14 protein-coding genes are annotated in these 16,872 nt (G+C 62.0%); 10 read left to right on the top strand and 4 right to left on the bottom strand.

Going from position 1 to position 16,872, the window contains the following annotated elements; translation table 11 throughout:
• Positions 1–51: 51 nt before the first annotated feature.
• The 4 genes from Q7T36_RS05260 (at position 52) to Q7T36_RS05245 (ending at position 6,966) form a co-directional block, all read left to right on the top strand.
• Entirely contained in the window at positions 52–939 is an 888-nt protein-coding gene (locus Q7T36_RS05260) for a LysR substrate-binding domain-containing protein (protein WP_304844777.1), read from the top strand.
• The gene (gene recG / locus Q7T36_RS05255) at positions 939–3,005 is read left to right on the top strand and encodes an ATP-dependent DNA helicase RecG (RefSeq protein WP_304844993.1); all 2,067 of its coding nucleotides are present in this window, start codon (positions 939–941) and stop codon (positions 3,003–3,005) included. Before Q7T36_RS05260 ends, recG begins: the two co-directional genes overlap by 1 nt.
• Before the next feature lie 189 nt (positions 3,006–3,194).
• Positions 3,195–4,127 (top strand): triacylglycerol lipase, encoded by a 933-nt coding sequence (locus Q7T36_RS05250; protein ID WP_304844775.1) that lies wholly within the window; start codon positions 3,195–3,197, stop codon positions 4,125–4,127.
• A gap of 340 nt (positions 4,128–4,467) precedes the next feature.
• A complete protein-coding gene (locus tag Q7T36_RS05245; RefSeq protein ID WP_304844773.1) occupies positions 4,468–6,966 on the top strand; it encodes a LuxR C-terminal-related transcriptional regulator in 2,499 nt (832 codons plus the stop codon).
• A 3-nt stretch (positions 6,967–6,969) separates the two neighbouring features.
• Here the strand turns inward: Q7T36_RS05245 and gloA are convergent, their stop codons facing one another.
• Together gloA and Q7T36_RS05235 are read right to left on the bottom strand one after the other, a co-directional pair.
• Positions 6,970–7,353, bottom strand: a complete 384-nt coding sequence (gloA, locus tag Q7T36_RS05240) for a lactoylglutathione lyase (RefSeq protein ID WP_304844771.1) — start codon at positions 7,351–7,353, stop codon at positions 6,970–6,972.
• 19 nt (positions 7,354–7,372) lie between these two features.
• Positions 7,373–10,294 (bottom strand): hybrid sensor histidine kinase/response regulator, encoded by a 2,922-nt coding sequence (locus Q7T36_RS05235; protein ID WP_304844768.1) that lies wholly within the window; start codon positions 10,292–10,294, stop codon positions 7,373–7,375.
• 142 nt (positions 10,295–10,436) lie between these two features.
• Here Q7T36_RS05235 and pdxH point away from each other — a divergent pair, with 142 nt between their 5' ends.
• Entirely contained in the window at positions 10,437–11,075 is a 639-nt protein-coding gene (pdxH, locus tag Q7T36_RS05230; RefSeq protein ID WP_304844766.1) for a pyridoxamine 5'-phosphate oxidase, read from the top strand.
• A 91-nt stretch (positions 11,076–11,166) separates the two neighbouring features.
• Here the strand turns inward: pdxH and Q7T36_RS05225 are convergent, their stop codons facing one another.
• The gene (locus Q7T36_RS05225; RefSeq protein WP_304844764.1) at positions 11,167–11,562 is read right to left on the bottom strand and encodes a hypothetical protein; all 396 of its coding nucleotides are present in this window, start codon (positions 11,560–11,562) and stop codon (positions 11,167–11,169) included.
• Positions 11,563–11,650: 88 nt separating this feature from the next.
• Positions 11,651–13,006 (bottom strand): chromate efflux transporter, encoded by a 1,356-nt coding sequence (chrA, locus tag Q7T36_RS05220; protein ID WP_304844761.1) that lies wholly within the window; start codon positions 13,004–13,006, stop codon positions 11,651–11,653.
• Between the two features lie 193 nt (positions 13,007–13,199).
• Here chrA and Q7T36_RS05215 point away from each other — a divergent pair, with 193 nt between their 5' ends.
• The 5 genes from Q7T36_RS05215 to Q7T36_RS05195 all read left to right on the top strand — a co-directional run bounded on the left by Q7T36_RS05215 (position 13,200) and on the right by Q7T36_RS05195 (position 16,528).
• Positions 13,200–14,351: a hypothetical protein gene (locus Q7T36_RS05215; protein ID WP_304844759.1), complete on the top strand. Its 1,152-nt coding sequence runs from the start codon at positions 13,200–13,202 to the stop codon at positions 14,349–14,351.
• On the top strand, positions 14,338–14,976 hold the full coding sequence (locus Q7T36_RS05210) for a hypothetical protein (protein ID WP_304844757.1): 639 nt from the start codon (positions 14,338–14,340) through the stop codon (positions 14,974–14,976). Before Q7T36_RS05215 ends, Q7T36_RS05210 begins: the two co-directional genes overlap by 14 nt.
• Positions 14,977–15,033: 57 nt before the next feature.
• Entirely contained in the window at positions 15,034–15,228 is a 195-nt protein-coding gene (locus Q7T36_RS05205; RefSeq protein ID WP_304844755.1) for a bacterioferritin-associated ferredoxin, read from the top strand.
• A gap of 107 nt (positions 15,229–15,335) precedes the next feature.
• Positions 15,336–15,800 (top strand): bacterioferritin, encoded by a 465-nt coding sequence (gene bfr, locus Q7T36_RS05200; protein WP_304844753.1) that lies wholly within the window; start codon positions 15,336–15,338, stop codon positions 15,798–15,800.
• A 71-nt stretch (positions 15,801–15,871) separates the two neighbouring features.
• Entirely contained in the window at positions 15,872–16,528 is a 657-nt protein-coding gene (locus Q7T36_RS05195) for a TetR/AcrR family transcriptional regulator (RefSeq protein WP_304844751.1), read from the top strand.
• The last annotated feature ends 344 nt before the right edge of the window (positions 16,529–16,872 follow it).

The raw sequence follows: 16,872 nt of genomic DNA, 5'->3' as shown, positions 1-16,872 counted from the left end.
AAATCCGTATGTTAAAGTTGCGCCATCTCAACGGCGGCCGATGAACCTGCCATGACGCTAACCGATTTGCGCTATCTCGTCACGCTGGCGGAAGTAAAACACTTTGCCCGCGCCGCCGGGGTGTGCTTTGTTTCCCAGCCCACGCTCAGTATTGCCATCCGCAAACTGGAAGACGAATTCGGGGCGGCGCTGTTTGAACGTCATCGCCACGAAGTGCTGGTGACACCGGCCGGTGAGCGGCTGGTGGAACAGGCGCGGCGTGTGCTGCAGGAAGCCGACTTGTTGAAGGACATGGCGCGGGCGGAGCGGGATGAGTTCGCCCAACCGCTGCGGCTGGGGGCCATTTTCACCGTCGCCCCTTATATCTTCCCGGCGCTGGTGCCGGCGCTGCATCGCAACGCCCCCTCGCTGCTGCTGTATCTGGAAGAAAACTACACCCATGTGCTGACTGAAAAACTGGCCAACGGTGAACTGGATGTGATCCTGGTGGCAGAGCCGTTCGATCTTCCGGAAACCCAGGTGCAGCCGCTGTTCAACGAAGAGTTCCGGCTGTTGCTGCCGCGTGATCACGCCTGGGCCGGGCGCGACTGTGTCAACGCTGCCGAACTGAACGAGGCCCCGATGCTGATGCTGGGCGAAGGCCACTGCTTCCGCGACCAGATACTGGCCGTGTGCCCGGTCAGCCATGCACGGCTGTCCAACGGCAATTCGCTGGAAACCCTGCGTTACATGGTGGCCAACGGCCTGGGCCTGACGCTGATTCCGGCCATTGGCGAACCCTTCCTGCTCAACGACAGCCTCACAGCCGTCCGCGTGGAACCCGCCCCGCACCGACGCATCATTGCGGTGTGGCGGCGGCGCTTTCCCCGGCCGAAGGCCATTCGCGCGCTGCTGGACACCCTGCAGTCGGTTCCCGTGCCGGGCAGCCTGCCGCCATGATGCAAGTGCTGGCGCAGACTTCGGTAATGAACCTGAAGGGCGTGGGCGCCGCCCTGGCCGAAAAGCTGGAACGCCTGGGCATCCGCACGGTACAGGACCTGCTCTTCCACCTGCCGCGTGACTATGAGGACCGCAGCCGCCTGACCCCGCTGGACCGGCTGGAAGTGGGGCGCAGCGTGCTGGTGGAAGGCATTGTGCACTCCTGCGAGGAAGTGCGCGGGCGACGGCCTTCGTTGGCGGTGCGCCTGACCGAGGGCAATCGCGGCCTCACCTTGCGCTTCTACCATTTCTATCCGCAGCAGAAAGCGCATTTTCCGGCCGGGCAGCGGCTGCGGGTGTTCGGCGAGGTGCGGCTGGGTTCGTCCGGGGTGGAGATGTATCACCCGGAGTACAAGATCACCCGCCCCGGCGAGCCCCTGCCCGAGGCGACGCTGACACCGCTCTACCCCGCCACCGACGGCCTGCAGCAACCGAAGATTCGGCAACTGGTAAGCCAGGCGCTGGCGCTGGTGACGCCGCAATCGCTGCCGGAGCTGCTGCCTCCCGGCGTCAGCCCGCGCTTCAGTCTGCTGGACGCGCTGCAAATGGTGCATCGCCCGCCTGCCGACACCCCGCGCGAGCCGCTATTGATGGGCCTGCACCCGGCCCAACAGCGGCTGGCCTTCGAGGAACTGGCCGCGCATCAGGTCAGCCTGGCGCAGCGCCGTCACCATATCCGCTCACAGCAGGCCCCGGCGCTGCCGCGCCAAACGCCGCTGGCCGCTCCGTTCCTTCAGGGCTTGCCGTTCAGCCTGACCGGCGCCCAGCAACGGGTGTGGGACGAAGTGGCCGACGATCTGGCCAAGACCCGGCCGATGCTGCGGCTGGTGCAGGGCGATGTCGGCGCCGGCAAAACCGTGGTGGCGGCGCTTGCGGCCTGCCATGCCGTCAGCGGCGGCTGGCAGACGGCGCTGATGGCCCCCACCGAAATCCTTGCGGAACAACACTTCCTGAACTTCAAGCGCTGGTTTGAATCACTGGGCATTGCCGTGGCCTGGCTGAGCGGCAAGCAGGGCGTCAAGGACCGGCGGCAGTCGCTGGAAAAAGTGCAGTCCGGCGAGGCGCGGATTGTGGTCGGCACCCATGCCTTGTTTCAGGAAAGCGTGCAGTTTGAGCGGCTGGGGCTGGTGATCATTGACGAACAGCACCGCTTTGGCGTGGACCAACGCCTCGCCCTGCGTGAAAAGGGGCTGGCCACCGGCCTGAGCCCGCACCAGCTGGTGATGACCGCCACCCCCATTCCACGCACGCTGGCGATGAGCGCCTACGGCGATCTCGACACCTCGATCATTGATGAACTGCCCCCCAACCGCACGCCGGTGACCACCGTGGCGCTGGCCAATACCCGCCGCGAGGAAGTGGTGGAGCGGGTGCGGGCGAACTGCGAGCAGGGACGGCAGGCCTATTGGGTCTGCACCCTGATTGACGAGTCGGAAGTGCTGGAAGCGCAAGCCGCCGAAGCTACATTTCTCGAGTTGCAGGAACGGTTGCCGCAGCAAAGGCTGGGGCTGGTGCATGGCCGTTTGAAGCCCGCCGAAAAACAGGCGGTGATGCTGGAGTTCAAGGAAGGCAAGCTGGACCTGCTGGTGGCGACCACCGTCATTGAAGTGGGCGTGGATGTGCCCAACGCCTCGCTGATGATCATTGAAAACGCCGAGCGGCTGGGGTTGTCGCAACTGCACCAGTTGCGCGGCCGGGTGGGTCGCGGCAGCACGGTCAGCTATTGCGTGCTGCTGTACAAGCCGCCGTTGTCGGCCATGGGCCAGGAACGGCTGACCATCATGCGCAGCACCACCGACGGTTTCCTGATTGCCGAAAAGGATCTGGAGCTGCGCGGCCCCGGTGAAGTGCTGGGCACCCGTCAGACCGGTCTGGTGGGCTTCCGGGTGGCCGATCTGGTGCGGGACGGGGCCATGCTGCCTGCCGCGCAGAAACTGGCTCGTCAACTGGAGCAGCAGGCGCCAGAACAGGCCGAGGCGCTGGTGCGGCGCTGGCTGCCGCAAGCGCCGAGGTACAGCGCAGTCTGAACCCGACGAGTTTTCACCCTTTCCCGAATTCATCCTTTTTCTCATCCCTGTTTTCATCCCGGCGGTGGATACCGCCCTCCCCCTGTTTTGCCCGAAAGTAGCCACCGCCGGGAGCCCGATGCAGGCCGCCTGTTGCAGCGACAGCCTGCCGCGCCCGTCATAAAAACAACCAAAACACGGGATATAACCATGAACAGCTCGCTGAAATTCGCCTGCGCCCTGGCGCTGGCCGCCTCCGCCCTCGTCAGCCCCGCCGCCAACGCCGGATACACCACCACCAAGTACCCGATTGTTCTGGTGCACGGCATTTTCGGCTTCAACAATTTCCTGGGTGCAGATTACTTCTACCAGATCCCTGGCACTCTGCGTAACGAGGGCGCGAAGGTCTTTGTCTCGACCGTGGCGGCAGGTAACAGCAATGAAGTCCGGGGCGAACAACTGCTGCAGCAAGTGCTCAGCTACAAGGCCATTTCCGGTGCGGCCAAGTTCAACCTGATCGGCCACAGCCAGGGCAGCCCCACCTCCCGATATGTCGCGGCCGTGCGTCCGGACTTGGTCGCCTCGGTCACCAGCGTGGACGGCGTCAACAAGGGCTCACGCGTGGCGGATATCGTGCGCAAGGTGGCTCCTGCCGGAACGGTGACGGAAGCCGTGGCTGCCACCGTCGGCAACGCCTTCTCCAGCCTGCTCAGTTTCGCCACCGGCAGCAGCAGCCTCAGCCAGAGCACTGTGGCCGCGCTGGACAGCCTGACTACCACCGGGCTTAGCAAATTCAACGCCAAATACCCGGCCGGTGTGCCCAGCGGTTGTGGTGAAGGCGCTTATTCCGTCAATGGCGTGAAGTACTATTCCTGGGGTGGCGCCAAGTCGCTGACCAATGTGCTGGACCCGCTGGACGCCGGCATTGGCCTGCTGTCTGTCGCCTTTGCCTTTAGCGGTGAAGCCAACGACGGTCTGGTCAGCACCTGCTCGCAACGGTTGGGCAAGGTAATCCGCGCCGACTACGGCATGAACCACCTGGACGCCGTGAACGGTTATTTCGGCATCGTCAACCTCTTCGAAACCAATCCGAAATCGGTCTATCGCGCCCATGCCAACCGCCTGCAGGCGGCCGGAATCTGAATCAACTCCATGGGGGCAACGCCTGTTCCTCCCTTTCATGCAGGCTGGCTCCGGCAGAAGGCGGCCTGCTTTTTTGGCAACCGGAATAACAGACAATCGTCCATCAATTCTCCGCTGCACGGTCCGCTACGGCGCACCCCTTGCTGTACAAAGACCAAGCAATTTTCAGGAATTAATCACGCCAACACTTGACGCTTTTTCACAATCAGACAGGGCTTTTGAGTGATATACAGGCGCGGTCAGCCACTGACACCCCCATAACAACAATAAACCCTGCCGGCCCCTTCCCCTCCGCCCGCGGACCGGACCGTGAACCGGCCACAATAAAACAGTGATGGCTATGGAAGACATCCTTTCCACCCAAACCGCTATCCCCGACAGTCCGGCGCTGATGCTGGACCGGCCCCGACTGCAGTTACCAGCAGAACTGCCGCGCGTAACCCTGGTCTGCGCACCCGCCGGCTACGGCAAGACCACGCTGCTGGCCGACTGGACCCGACACCACCACGTCAAGACCGCCTGGCTATCACTGGATGACGGCGACAACGACCCGCTGCGCTTCATGCTGCATTTCATCACCGCCATCCAGAGAGGCTTTCCCGGTTTCGGGCAGACCACCGTCGAGGCGCTGAGCCACACCCAGCCGCCGTCAGTGGCAGGGCTGATGCGGACGCTGATCAACCCCTTATGCCTGTTGTCGGAACAGCTATGTCTGGTGCTGGATGACCTGCACATGATCCGGGAGGCCACCATCCACGATGCGCTGGCGGCGCTGCTGGAGCATCGTCCACCACAACTGCACCTGATGCTGTCAAGCCGCAGCGAGCCGCCGTTTTCACTGGCCCGCCTGCGCGGACAACGGCAGTTGCACGAGATCCGCCTCGACGACTTGCGCTTTACCCCGGAAGAAGCCGCAAACTTCTGTAACGGCATCATGCAACTGAACTTGCCGCAACCGCAGCTGGCCATGCTGGAAAGCCGCACCGAAGGCTGGATCGTGGGGCTGCAACTGGCCGCGCTGTCGCTGCACAACAACCCGGACAAGGCCGGTTTCATCCGCCAGTTTGCCGGGGACGACCGCCACATTACCGATTTCCTGATGGAAGAAGTGCTGCGCAGCCGTCCACCGGAGATCCAGGAGTTCCTGCTGCAAACCTCCATCCTGGAACGCTTTACCGATGGGCTGTGTGCAGCCGTGACCGGGCATGCCGATTGCCGCAGCCGACTGGACGGGATGGAGCGCAGCAACCTGTTTCTGGTCAGTCTGGATCATCGTCGCCAGTGGTACCGTTATCACCATCTGTTTGCCTCACTGCTGCAGAGTCGCCTGCATCGGGAACACCCGGCGCTGGAACCGGAACTGCATCGCCGCGCCGCGCAATGGTATGCCGCCGAAGGGCATTTTCACGAAGCCATCCACCACGCCATTGCCGCCGGGGCCTTCGAAACCGCCGCCGCACTGATGGAGGAACACAGCGGCGAACTCTTCGCGCTGGGCCGCTTTGTCACCGCGCTGGGCTGGGCCTGGCGCTTACCGCCGGAGTTGCTGGCCAGCCACCCACGGCTGTCGATGACCTGCGCCTGGGGTAGCCTGGCTATGGACAACCTGCCGGAAACCGAACGCCATGTCCGCGCCGCCACTGCTTGCCTGTTACCCTTCAAAAACAGCCCCGTCGGCAGCCGCGAACGCACGCTGTGGGGGCAACTGGCGCTGATCCGCAGTTGCCAGTGCTGTCTGGCGGGAGATCTGGAAGGCGCCGCCCGTTCGGTGCAGGAAGCACTGGATGCGCTGCAACCGGGGCGGGTGCTGCACAGCGCCGCCATGGTCTGCCAGGCTTTCTGCCATTACGTCCGGGGTAATCTGGCGCTGGCGCGGCCGTTGTTTGCCCGCTGCACCGGCCTGCCCGAGGCCCGGGGCAACCTGATGATGCCGGTGCTGGCGGCGCTGGGACTGGGCCGCACCCATTTTCGTGAGGGTCATGCGCATCTGGCGCGGCGGGTCTACACTCAGACGCTGGCGGATTGTGAGGCGCAGGGCTGGCACGAACTGCCCGCCGTGGGCATGTTGTATCTGGGATTGGGCGAACTGGCGCTGGAAGCCGGTGACCTGCCCGAAGCCGGGCGGTTGCTGGCCAAGGGTGTGGAAATGACCGCCGCCGCTTGCATGCAATATGTGCATGCCTGGGGGCAGGTGCTGCTGGCGCAGGTGAAGGTGCTGGGCGGTCAGGCGGACGGCGGCCTGACTCCGGGCCAGGACAGCATGCTGGCTCGCTACTCGGGACGCTTCGTAGTGGAAATTCCGCCGTTGTCCGCCTGTCTGGTGCGCTTATGGCTGAGTCAGGGCCGGGTGGACCGGGTGGATGACTGGCTGGAGGATATCGATGTGCAGCTACAGGGTGACTTGAAGACGGAGCGGGAGGCGGAGTACCGGGCATTGGCCAAGGTATGGCTAACGCGAGGGGAAACAAGGAAGACGCTGGCGCTGCTGGACCGCTTGCTTCCATGGCTGGAAAACAGCGGGCAACGTCAGGCAATGGCCGAAATACGGCAATTGCGGGAAGAAGCCCTGCATCGGGAAAGTCGGCCGGAGCTAGCCGGAATGATTGTCGCCCCCGCCCGCCGCAACAGTCCGGTAGAACCCTTCCCCTTCCTGCTCAGCCGCAAGGAGAAGCAGGTGGCACGCCACCTGATCCGGGGCGCCACCAGCCCGGAAATTGCGGAACGGCTCTACGTCTCGCTCAGCACCATCAAGACCCACACCCGCAACATCTACGCCAAGCTGGGCGTCAACCGGCGGCTGCAGGCCATTGAAGCGCTATTGAAAGTGGACTTGGCCTGAAACTCACTTCAGGCCCAGCAACTCGATGCGGTAGCCGTCCGGATCTTCCACAAAGGCCAGGATGGTGGAACCGTGTTTCATCGGCCCCGGCTCGCGCACAATCCTGCCGCCCGCCGACCGGATCTTCTCGCAGGCCGCATAGACATCATCCACGCCAATGGCGATATGGCCATAACCCGCCCCCAGGTCGTAGCTGGATGTATCCCAGTTATGGGTCAGCTCCAGCACGGTACTGTCATGTTCTTCGCCATAACCGACAAAGGCCAGTGTGAAACGGCCTTCCGGATAATCCTGTTGGCGCAGCAGGCGCATGCCCAGTACTTGCGTGTAGAAAGCCAGGGAACGCGACAGGTCGCCGACCCGCAGCATGGTATGAAGCAGACGCATGGAAAAACCCTCCGGTGAACTAGATATCGGAAGGGGGCGCAACCGGCTCCTTCCAGAACAGCCGCAACAATAACTGCTTCAGCCGTTCCAGCTCCAGCGGTTTGGTGAGGAAATCATCCATGCCGGATTGCAGGCATTGCTGCTGCTGCTCGCGCAAGGCATGCGCTGTCAGTGCCACGATCAGCGACGCCGGGATGGCCGCCTCCTGCTCCAGCCGCCGGATTTCCTCGGTCGTCTGATAACCGTCCATCTCCGGCATTTCGCAGTCCATCAGGATCAGGTCGTAACTGGCCGGTCTGGACCGGTACAGCCCCAGCGCTTCGCGGCCGTTGTTGGCGACATCACTGGTGAGCCCCAGCTTGCGCAACATGCCTACAATCACCATCTGGTTGACGGCATTGTCCTCCGCCACCAGCACATGCTTGCCGGTCAGCCACTCGCGGAAACGTCCGGGATCGCTGCGCCGGTCGGTCTCGGAGCGGAACTCCTCCTGCCGTCCCAGCAGCTTCAGCAGGGCATCGCGCAGCACCGAAGCCGAGGTCGGTTTCTGGATCACCAGACTCAGCCCTGCCCGCGCCAGCTCTTCCCTGGAAGGATAGACCCGCATTGCCGTCAGCAGGATACGCCGGGTGGCCATCAGCATCGGATCGGTGGTCATCCACAGCGCAAGCTCCATGCCGCTCATGCCGGGCATGCGCATGTCGAGGGTTACGATGTCATAAGGTTCACCCCGCCCGGCCGCTGCCTGCATTTTCATCAGTGCGTCTTCACCGCTGTGGGCGAAATCCGGCTGCATGCCCCAGGCGGTGGCCTGTTCCATCATCATGTTGGCGAAGTCGGGCGAGTCATCCACAAACAGGATGCGCAGTTGGTGCAGCGCCGTCAGCGGCACCAGATGGTCATTCACGAAACCGGGGCTGGCGGCCACTACCGGCAGCGTAAACCAGAACTTTGAGCCCTGCCCGGCCTGGCTGTTGACGCCGATGCTGCCGCCCAGCAAGCCCACCAGATGATGACAGATGCTGAGCCCCAGGCCGGTGCCGCCAAAGCGCCGGGTCATGGAGCTGTCACCTTGTTCAAAAGGGTGAAACAGCCGCAGCTGATGTTCTGTATCCATGCCGACACCGGTATCGGCCACCTCAAAGCGCAGTACAGGCTGTGCACCCCGGCTTTCCGGCAACAAGTGTACTCGCAGGCTGACCTGCCCCTTCTGGGTGAATTTGAAAGCATTGCCCAGCAAGTTCAGCAAAATCTGGCGGATACGGGTGGGGTCGGAATTGATGAATACCGGCACATCAGGGTCAATGAACGCCAGGAATTCCAGTCGCTTCTGCTCCGCCGTCAGCGAGAACACCGAGGCGCATTCCAGCACCAGGTTGTCGAGATCCATGTCGATCTGCTCGATGTCCATCTTGCCCGCCTCGATCTTGGAATAATCAAGGATGTCATTGATGATGTTCAGCAGGGCTTTGCCTGAACCGCTGATGACCTGCACAAACTGCTGCTGCTGCGGCGTCAGCTCGGTATTCTGCAACAACTCGGTCATGCCCAGCACCCCATTCATGGGCGTGCGGATTTCGTGGCTCATGGTGGCCAGAAACAGGCTTTTGGCCCGGCTTTCCGACTGCGCCTGATACACCGCCTGCCGCGCCCGGATTTCCTCCTCGCGCGCCTTCAGCTTGGTGCGCAAGTGTTCCTCGCGCTCGGCGTTGGCCCGCCGCTCTTCGCTCAGCGCCTTGTCCTGCGCGTCCATGCGGTCCTGCCGGGCAATGTTGATGCGGTCGGCCAGCGCAAAGGACAGCAGCAGCACTTCACACAACTCGCCAATCTGGATACCGATATTCGTGAGGTTGGTTTTGGGGATGAAACCGAGCTGGCTGAGATCATAGAGCACCACCATGAACGCCAGGCAGGCCCAAGCCAGCACGAAATAGCGCGCCGCCCGGTTACCCGCCCGCCAGTTGAGGATGCCGGTGGAAATAACCGTCAGCGACACCCCCATCGACAGCACCAGCGTGATCACGATCATGATGCGATAAGGGAAAACAAGCCCGCCCAACGCCATCAGCCCCATCACCACCGCATAGCCCGACAGCAGACGGTTCATCAGCGGGTTATAGCGCCGGGTGTGCAGGAAATGCTTGCTGAACACCATGCTGAAACCCAACGCCAGACAAAGCACCACTACTACCGAACGGCCGTTCCACCACACCGCGTCCGGCCACAGGTACTGGTAGGTGAAACCATCCAGCGTTGCCAGCAGAGTGCAGAAGCAGATCACGAAAATGACGTAATAAAAGTAACTTTTTTCGCGGATGGACAGCCAGATGAACAGGTTGTAGCAGACCATCACCAGCAACGCGCCATAGAAGAATCCCAGCGCCGCCTGGCGGCTGGTGTCATGGTTCAGGAAGGCGTTCGGCTCCCACAGTGTCAGCGGAATCTGCAGACCACTGGTGCTTTCCACCCGCACCAGCAGGCGGTAGTCCTGACCGGGTTGCAGGCTTAAGGGAAACAGGAACAGCCGGTGCTGCACCGGGCGCTGACTGAAGGAGCCTCCGTCACCGCTATGGTACTGACGCACCGCCTGCCCGCCGGCGTCCACCAGCAGCACGGTGATGTCATCCAGCAAGGGATAGGCTATTTCCAGCATCCGCTCCACCGGGGCCGCGCTTCCGTTTCGCAACGACGCCTGCACCCAGAACGCGCTGTTGGAATAACCGAAATGGGGAATTTCTCGGTCAATGGTCTGCCATTGCCCCGCTGACGGCAGGTGTTGCCAATCCAGTTGCGCCGATTTGTCCTCGAAAACCAGCAGGCCGTGACCCAATCGCAGACGCGGATCGGACACCTCATGGGCAGGCACCGCCACCGCCACGCCGTGCAGCAGCGCCAGCAGACAGAATGTCACCCAGAACCTCAACCTGCACAGGCCATGCATGTTTCCGCAATCCGTTCATTTTTCTTATGACCTTAGCGTAGCCGGAACCCGTACAAACGGAAAGAAACAAATTCCGCCGTACCATTGGAGCCGCCAGCCTGCAGCGCTAGAATGACCGGATACCCTCCAAGGACTTCCCTTCATGAAAAGCAACATCGCCCACCTTCGTCAGGACTACATGAAAGAGCGTCTGGACGAACAGGATATGCAGCCCGGCCCCCTCGACCAGTTCCATCGCTGGTTTGAAGAAGCGCGCCTGGCCGAAATTCCCGAACCGAACGCTATGATCCTGTCCACCGCCGATGCACAGGGACGGCCATGCGCCCGCACCCTGCTGCTAAAGGAATACGACGATCAGGGTTTTGTCTTCTTCACCAACTACGAATCCCGCAAGGGCCTGGAACTGGCGGAAAACCCGCAGGCCTGCATGCTGTTCATGTGGCTGGAGTTGCAACGGCAGGTGCGGATTGAAGGCCGTGTTGAGAAGGTGTCGGCGGAAGAGTCGGATGCCTATTTCCTGCAACGGCCGCTGGGCAGCCGTTGGGGCGCGCATGCCTCACCGCAAAGCCGGGTGATTGCCGGTCGCGAAGTGCTGGAAGAGACGCTGAAGGCGGTGCAGGAGCAGTTTGGCGACACCCCGCCGCGTCCGGCGCATTGGGGCGGCTACCGGGTGATTCCCGAGAAAGTGGAGTTCTGGCAGGGACGGCCCAGCCGCTTGCATGACCGGCTGGTGTATGTTCGTGAGAGTGAGGGGTGGAAGGTGGAGCGGCTGGCTCCGTAAGCTCCCGTTGTAGGTCGGGCTTCAGCCCGACAACACTCCCCCGTTCAGAGGATATTGTCGGGCTGAAGCCCGACCTACACTACGGCTTTGATCAATGTTTTGAAAAGAGCGGCACCAGGACCGCTGCCAGAATACCGAACAACAGCCCGCCACCGAACAGAATCGCCGCCCACATCGACCACTTGCGCTGACTCTGGTTGAAATGCTCCACACTGTCCCAGCGCTTGTTTTGCCAGGCCATTTCACGGCCCTTGAAGCCCATCCAGAGCGCCACAAGAAAACCGATATACGGAAACATCGCCAACAGGGCGATGTAAGTCTTGTTGCCCAAACCCCATATCCAGTTCCAGCAAAAAGCGCCCCAGGACCAGCCACTGACACCTTCCGGAATCGGGTAGTCCTTGCCCATGCCGGAGGTATTGACCTGCTCGGCCCCCGGCCGCACCACCGATTTTGGCGGGTTGTACGGATTTATGTTATCGCTCATGAAACTCTCCTTGGATTTGGCGACAGTCGTGTGGCGGGATGCTTCGCCCCGCCCTCACCGGAAAAAGCATGCATGACAGTGAGAGGCTTTACAAGCCTGCCAGCAGCTTCACCCCCAACCCCGTCACCGCACTCACCGCGATCACTTCCATCACCCCCCGCTTGAACCGGAACAACGCCAGCGCCGCCGCCACTGCAATCACGGCCGACGCGACTTCAAACGCCCCGCCAAACCCCTTCGGCCACAGCACGTGATAGCCAAAAAACAGCGCCAGGTTGAGGATAACCCCCACCACCGCCGCCGTAATCGCCGTCAGCGGCGCTGTAAATTTCAGGTCGTTGTGCGTCGCTTCCACCAGCGGCCCGCCAATCAGGATGAACAGGAACGACGGCAGGAAGGTGAACCAGGTCACCAGCGTCGCCGCCACGGCCCCGGCCAGGAACTGCTGCTCCGGCCCGAACACCTGCGTCACATAACCGCCGACAAAGCCCACAAACGCCACAACCATGATCAACGGACCCGGCGTGGTTTCCCCCAGCGCCAGCCCGTCAATCATCTGCGTTGGCGTCAGCCAGCCGTAATGCCCCACCGCCCCCTGATACACATACGGCAACACCGCATAGGCCCCGCCGAAGGTCAGTAGCGCCGCCTTGGTAAAGAACCAGCCCATCTGCGTCAGGGTGCCTTCCCAACCGTAAATCGACCACAGCACCAGCATCGGCGTTTCCCACAACACCAGCCCCGCCAGCATCAGCCACGCCACTCTGGCCCGGCTGAAACGGGCATGCTCCGGTGCGGGGGTGTGGTCATCAATCACCGCCGGACCGAAATGCTTGTCCGCCGCGCCATGGCCGCCGCCTGCCCGGAACTTGTCCGGGGCCAGCTTGCCGCCGACATAGCCCGTCAACGCCGCCCCGGCCACAATCAGCGGAAACGGCAGGTGCAAGGCGAAAATGGCCACGAACGCCGCCCCGGCAATCGCCCACAGCACCCCGTTCTTCAGCGCCCGCGAGCCGATGCGGTGCGCCGCCTGCAACACAATGGCCGTCACAGCGGGCTTGATGCCGTAGAACAGGCCCTCCACCAACGGCAGGTGCCCGAAGGCGATATACACCCACGACAAGGCGATGAGAATGAACAACGACGGCAGCACGAACAGCACGCCCGCCACCACCCCGCCCCAGGTGCGGTGCATCAACCAGCCGATATAGGTGGCCAACTGCTGCGCCTCCGGCCCCGGCAGCACCATGCAGTAGTTGAGGGCATGCAGGAAGCGCTTTTCACTGATCCAGCGGCGGCGCTCCACCAGTTCGGTGTGCATGATGGCGATCTGTCCGGCCGGGCCGCCAAAACTGATGAAGCCCAGCTTCAACCAGAAGCGGAAGGCTTCCGCACGCGTCACGATAGGGGCGGTTGGATCAACTTCAGGGCTGGAAAAGGTCATGGCGGGCATCCTGCAACGGGGATTATCAACCTGACCTTAACGGAGGAAGATGAATAATCCAAGTAGACGAAGGTGGATGTCCCCTGCGCCCCTTGTCACCCGCCGCCAAAAACGGCACATTAACCGGCTTGCGGACCGGCCTGAATGCCCGTACTGCAAGGCAAACGCTCTTTCACCTCCGGGTTTTTCGCACATGGCCAAAAACAACAAACCCCAGCAAACCCTGAAAGTGGCCTTTCTGGGCGGCCGGGGCAGCGGCAAAACCACGCTCATGGCCAGTTATCTGGGGCACATGGCCAGCAGCCGCTGGCAAAAGGAACACCAGTATTACCTGAGCGCGCCCGATCCTTCCGACTCCAAGCGCCTCAACGCCCTGTTCCAGGGGCTGGTGGGCGGCCAGTTTCCCGAAGCCACCATCAAGCAGGCCAAGGCTTTCCGTTTCCACATGCATGTGCAGGACTGCGACGGCGTGCCGCTGGAAATCCAGTGGCTGGACTATCCCGGCGAGTGGTGGGAGCGCGAACCCATGGACGCCAAGGAGCGCAAGCTGCGGGACGAATCGTTGCGCAACATGGTGCACAGCCAGGTCTGCTTCCTGGTGATTGACGGTGCTGAACTGCGCCGCAACGGTGAGAAATACCTGCGCGCCCATCTGGCGCACATGACCAACGAGATTTCCAACCTGCTGCGCGAAGCCGACAGCCGTCGTCGCCGCAAGAAGGGCCACCAGCTGCGCGATGTGGTGTGGGTGATGGCGCTGAGCAAGGCCGACCTCTTTGACAACAACCTGAGCGCGTCCGACTTCTCCGACTTCGTCAACCGTTACGCCCATGACCAGCTGGACACCCTGCGCCAGCGCCTGGAAGAAGCCGGGCGGCCGTCCTTCGGCATGAATTACCTGCTGTTCTCCTCGGTGCTGGGCACCGGCCAGAAAATCCTGGACATCAACAAGACCATCGGCCTGGACCTGATTGCACCGCTGGCGATGCGCTCGCTGCTGGAAAAAGAGCTGCAGCACTTTGAACGTTCCGGTCTGCTGAAACGCATTTTTGCCGGCAGTGCCGATCGCGGTGCCTTGCAAGCCCTGTTCGGCGTGGCGCGGCAATGGCTGGCCAAATGGCCCGACCGCCCCACCCGCGAACTGGCCGACCTGATGTTTGCCCGCGTGGAAACGTGGATGAGCGGCCGCGCCGAGGAACTGCAAAAGGAACTGGACAGCCAGCGCCATCAGGGCAACAGCCTGAAAGCCGCCGACGCGCTGCTGAAGCTGGCGCTGGGCAAGCAGGAAAACCGCCGTTTCTATTACACCCCCCTGTCACGAGTACACCAGAATGCCTCGCCCTGAGTTCCCGATAGACGTTGATCGCCAACTGGTCTGGATGACCTGCGGCTGTGACGCCGGTTACCAGATTTTGCTCTCCCCCTCCAACAGCAAGGCCTCCTGGCTGGACATCCTGGAGTCGGCCTTTCCCGGCCTGGAGATTGGCCGGAGCGGCATCGTCAAGGCCGCCGCCGTGTTCCATGAAGGCAGCCCGGCGCTGGCGCTGGCCTTCTTCGACCCGGAACGTTGCGACAGCAGCTCTCGGCCGGTGAAGCATTTCCTGCTGCTGCTGGGCGCGACTGACGAGATGATCGGCAAGGGGCCGCAGTTGGTGGTGGCGTCGCTGCTGGCACAGCTGGAACCCGCCTATCTGGTGCTGTGGGACGCCACGCGCTATTCCCGCGAGGCGGACATTGCCAAGGATGCGCGCAAGAAGATGGCCGGACAGACCGTGCATCTGGACTTGTCCGCCAAGGTGGCGAAGCCGCCAAAGGTGAAGGAAAAGAAGGTGATCATCAACCCCGGCTTCCACGATCTGGAAACCGGTGATCTGGGCGACCCGGCGCTGGGGATGCCGAAATGGGCGGTATGGCTGATAGCTGTGGTGGTGGCGCTGGCGGGAGGTGCTGCGCTTTTCTTGAAGGCTTGACGACCGCCGAGTTATTATTGATAATTATTCGCATTACTATTAGCGGGTAATTACGCCATGTATGTCTGCCTCTGCCACGCCGTCACCGACAAACAGATCAAGCATGCTGTGGAAGACGGATGCTGTTCATTACGTGAAGTCAGCCAGTGCCTGAACGTCGGCAAGACCTGCGGCCGCTGCGTACCCGTCGCCCGCGAAGTCATTAGTGACACTCTGGCCGAACTGGGCGCGGATATCGCCCGCGTCGCCTGACACCCTCCCCCTTCGCAACACTCCCTCCACCATGACCGGGTTGCCAGCCCGGCATGAACGTCTATGATTAGCCAAACACTTACCCCGACCACTCCGGAGATACCGCCATGAAAGGCGACAGTCAGGTTATTGCCCTCCTCAACAAGGCGCTCAGCAACGAACTTACCGCCATCAACCAGTATTTCCTGCATGCGCGCATGCTGAAAAGCTGGGGGCTGACCAAGATTGGTGAACACGAGTACCACGAATCCATCGACGAAATGAAGCACGCCGACAAGCTGATTGACCGCATCCTGTTCCTGGAAGGCCTGCCCAACCTGCAACACATGGACAAGCTGCTGATCGGCGAGAATGTGGAAGAAATCCTGCAATGCGACCTGAAGCTGGAGCTGAAGGCCGTTCCCGACCTCAAGGATGGCATCGCCCATGCCGAGAAGGTCGGCGACTACATTTCCCGCGACCTGTTCGCCGCCATCCTGGCCAGCGAGGAAGAACACATCGACTGGATCGAAACGCAGGTTGAACTGATCGGCAAGGTGGGCATCCAGAACTATTGCCAGAGCCAGATGTAAGGCTTGACAGCGGACTGCCGTCCGGGCGGACAATGGGGCCTGCGCACCCGCACCCATTGTTCGTTCTCACCATGACTTCACCCGATACCCCCTCGCCCAAACGCCGTCGCGGCCGCCCCTCCCACGAGGAAGGCGCTGCCATCGCCCTGATCCGCAGCGCCGCCCTGCGTGAATTCGCCCGCGCCGGTTTTGCCGGAGTCAGCATCGCCGACATTGCCGCCGCCGCCGGGGTGGCCAAGCCGCTGATCCATTATCACTTCGAATCGAAGGACGCCCTGTGGGAAGCCGCCATCAGCGAAGGCTTCGAGGCCTTGCAGCGCGAGCTGGCCGCCTTCCGCGTCACGCTCGGCGCCGGGGCCGGTCCGGAAACCTTGCGGATGCTGGCGCACCAGTTGGTGCGCTATGGGGCGCGTTACCCGGAACTGACGCGGATTGTGATTCAGGAAAGCGGTGACGGTGGCGAACGCTGGCAGTGGTTGCTGCAGACCTATCTGCTGCCCGCCTACCGGTTGGCGGAGCTGGCTATCGAGGGCTTCCGGGCGGTGAGCGCGCAGCCGCAGGCGGTTCCCACGGCGGCGCATGTGATTCCGCTGATGCTGGGGATGATGAATTTCCCGTTTCTGGAAACGCAGGTGATCCGGGAGGCGTTCGGGGTGGAGGTGCAGTCGGAGGGGTATTTGCGGGAGCAGGGGGAGGTTTTGTTCAGGGTGATGAGGGCGTTGGTTTGAGGGGGCTTGGCCGTCAGATTCACGGGATCGCCAGTCGATGATGCGCAGGGGGCGCAGTGCCTGCGCCCTTGGTTGCAGGACACGACGGTTGTCAGGGTTGACGGCGGCATGTTCGGTTGAGAGGGCGCACGCAGTGCGCCCCTACAAAAAATAATTTTCTTACCGTTAATTCCTATCTTCTGGTCGCCAATACCCGCCGCTACCGTGATAAGTTTCAGCAGTTAGGTGGAAGAGCTGATTGCACTTAGTGCACTCAAAGTAATAGTCAACAAAATCACCCCAAACACCGCCGCTTGCAAGCGCACCAAAAGATCCGCTGTCACAACAGTTAAGTACACCCTTCG

It is taken from the genome of Fluviicoccus sp. (genome assembly GCF_030646115.1).
GTDB lineage: Bacteria > Pseudomonadota > Gammaproteobacteria > Pseudomonadales > Moraxellaceae > Fluviicoccus.
This window is presented reverse-complemented; position numbering and strand designations above follow the sequence as displayed.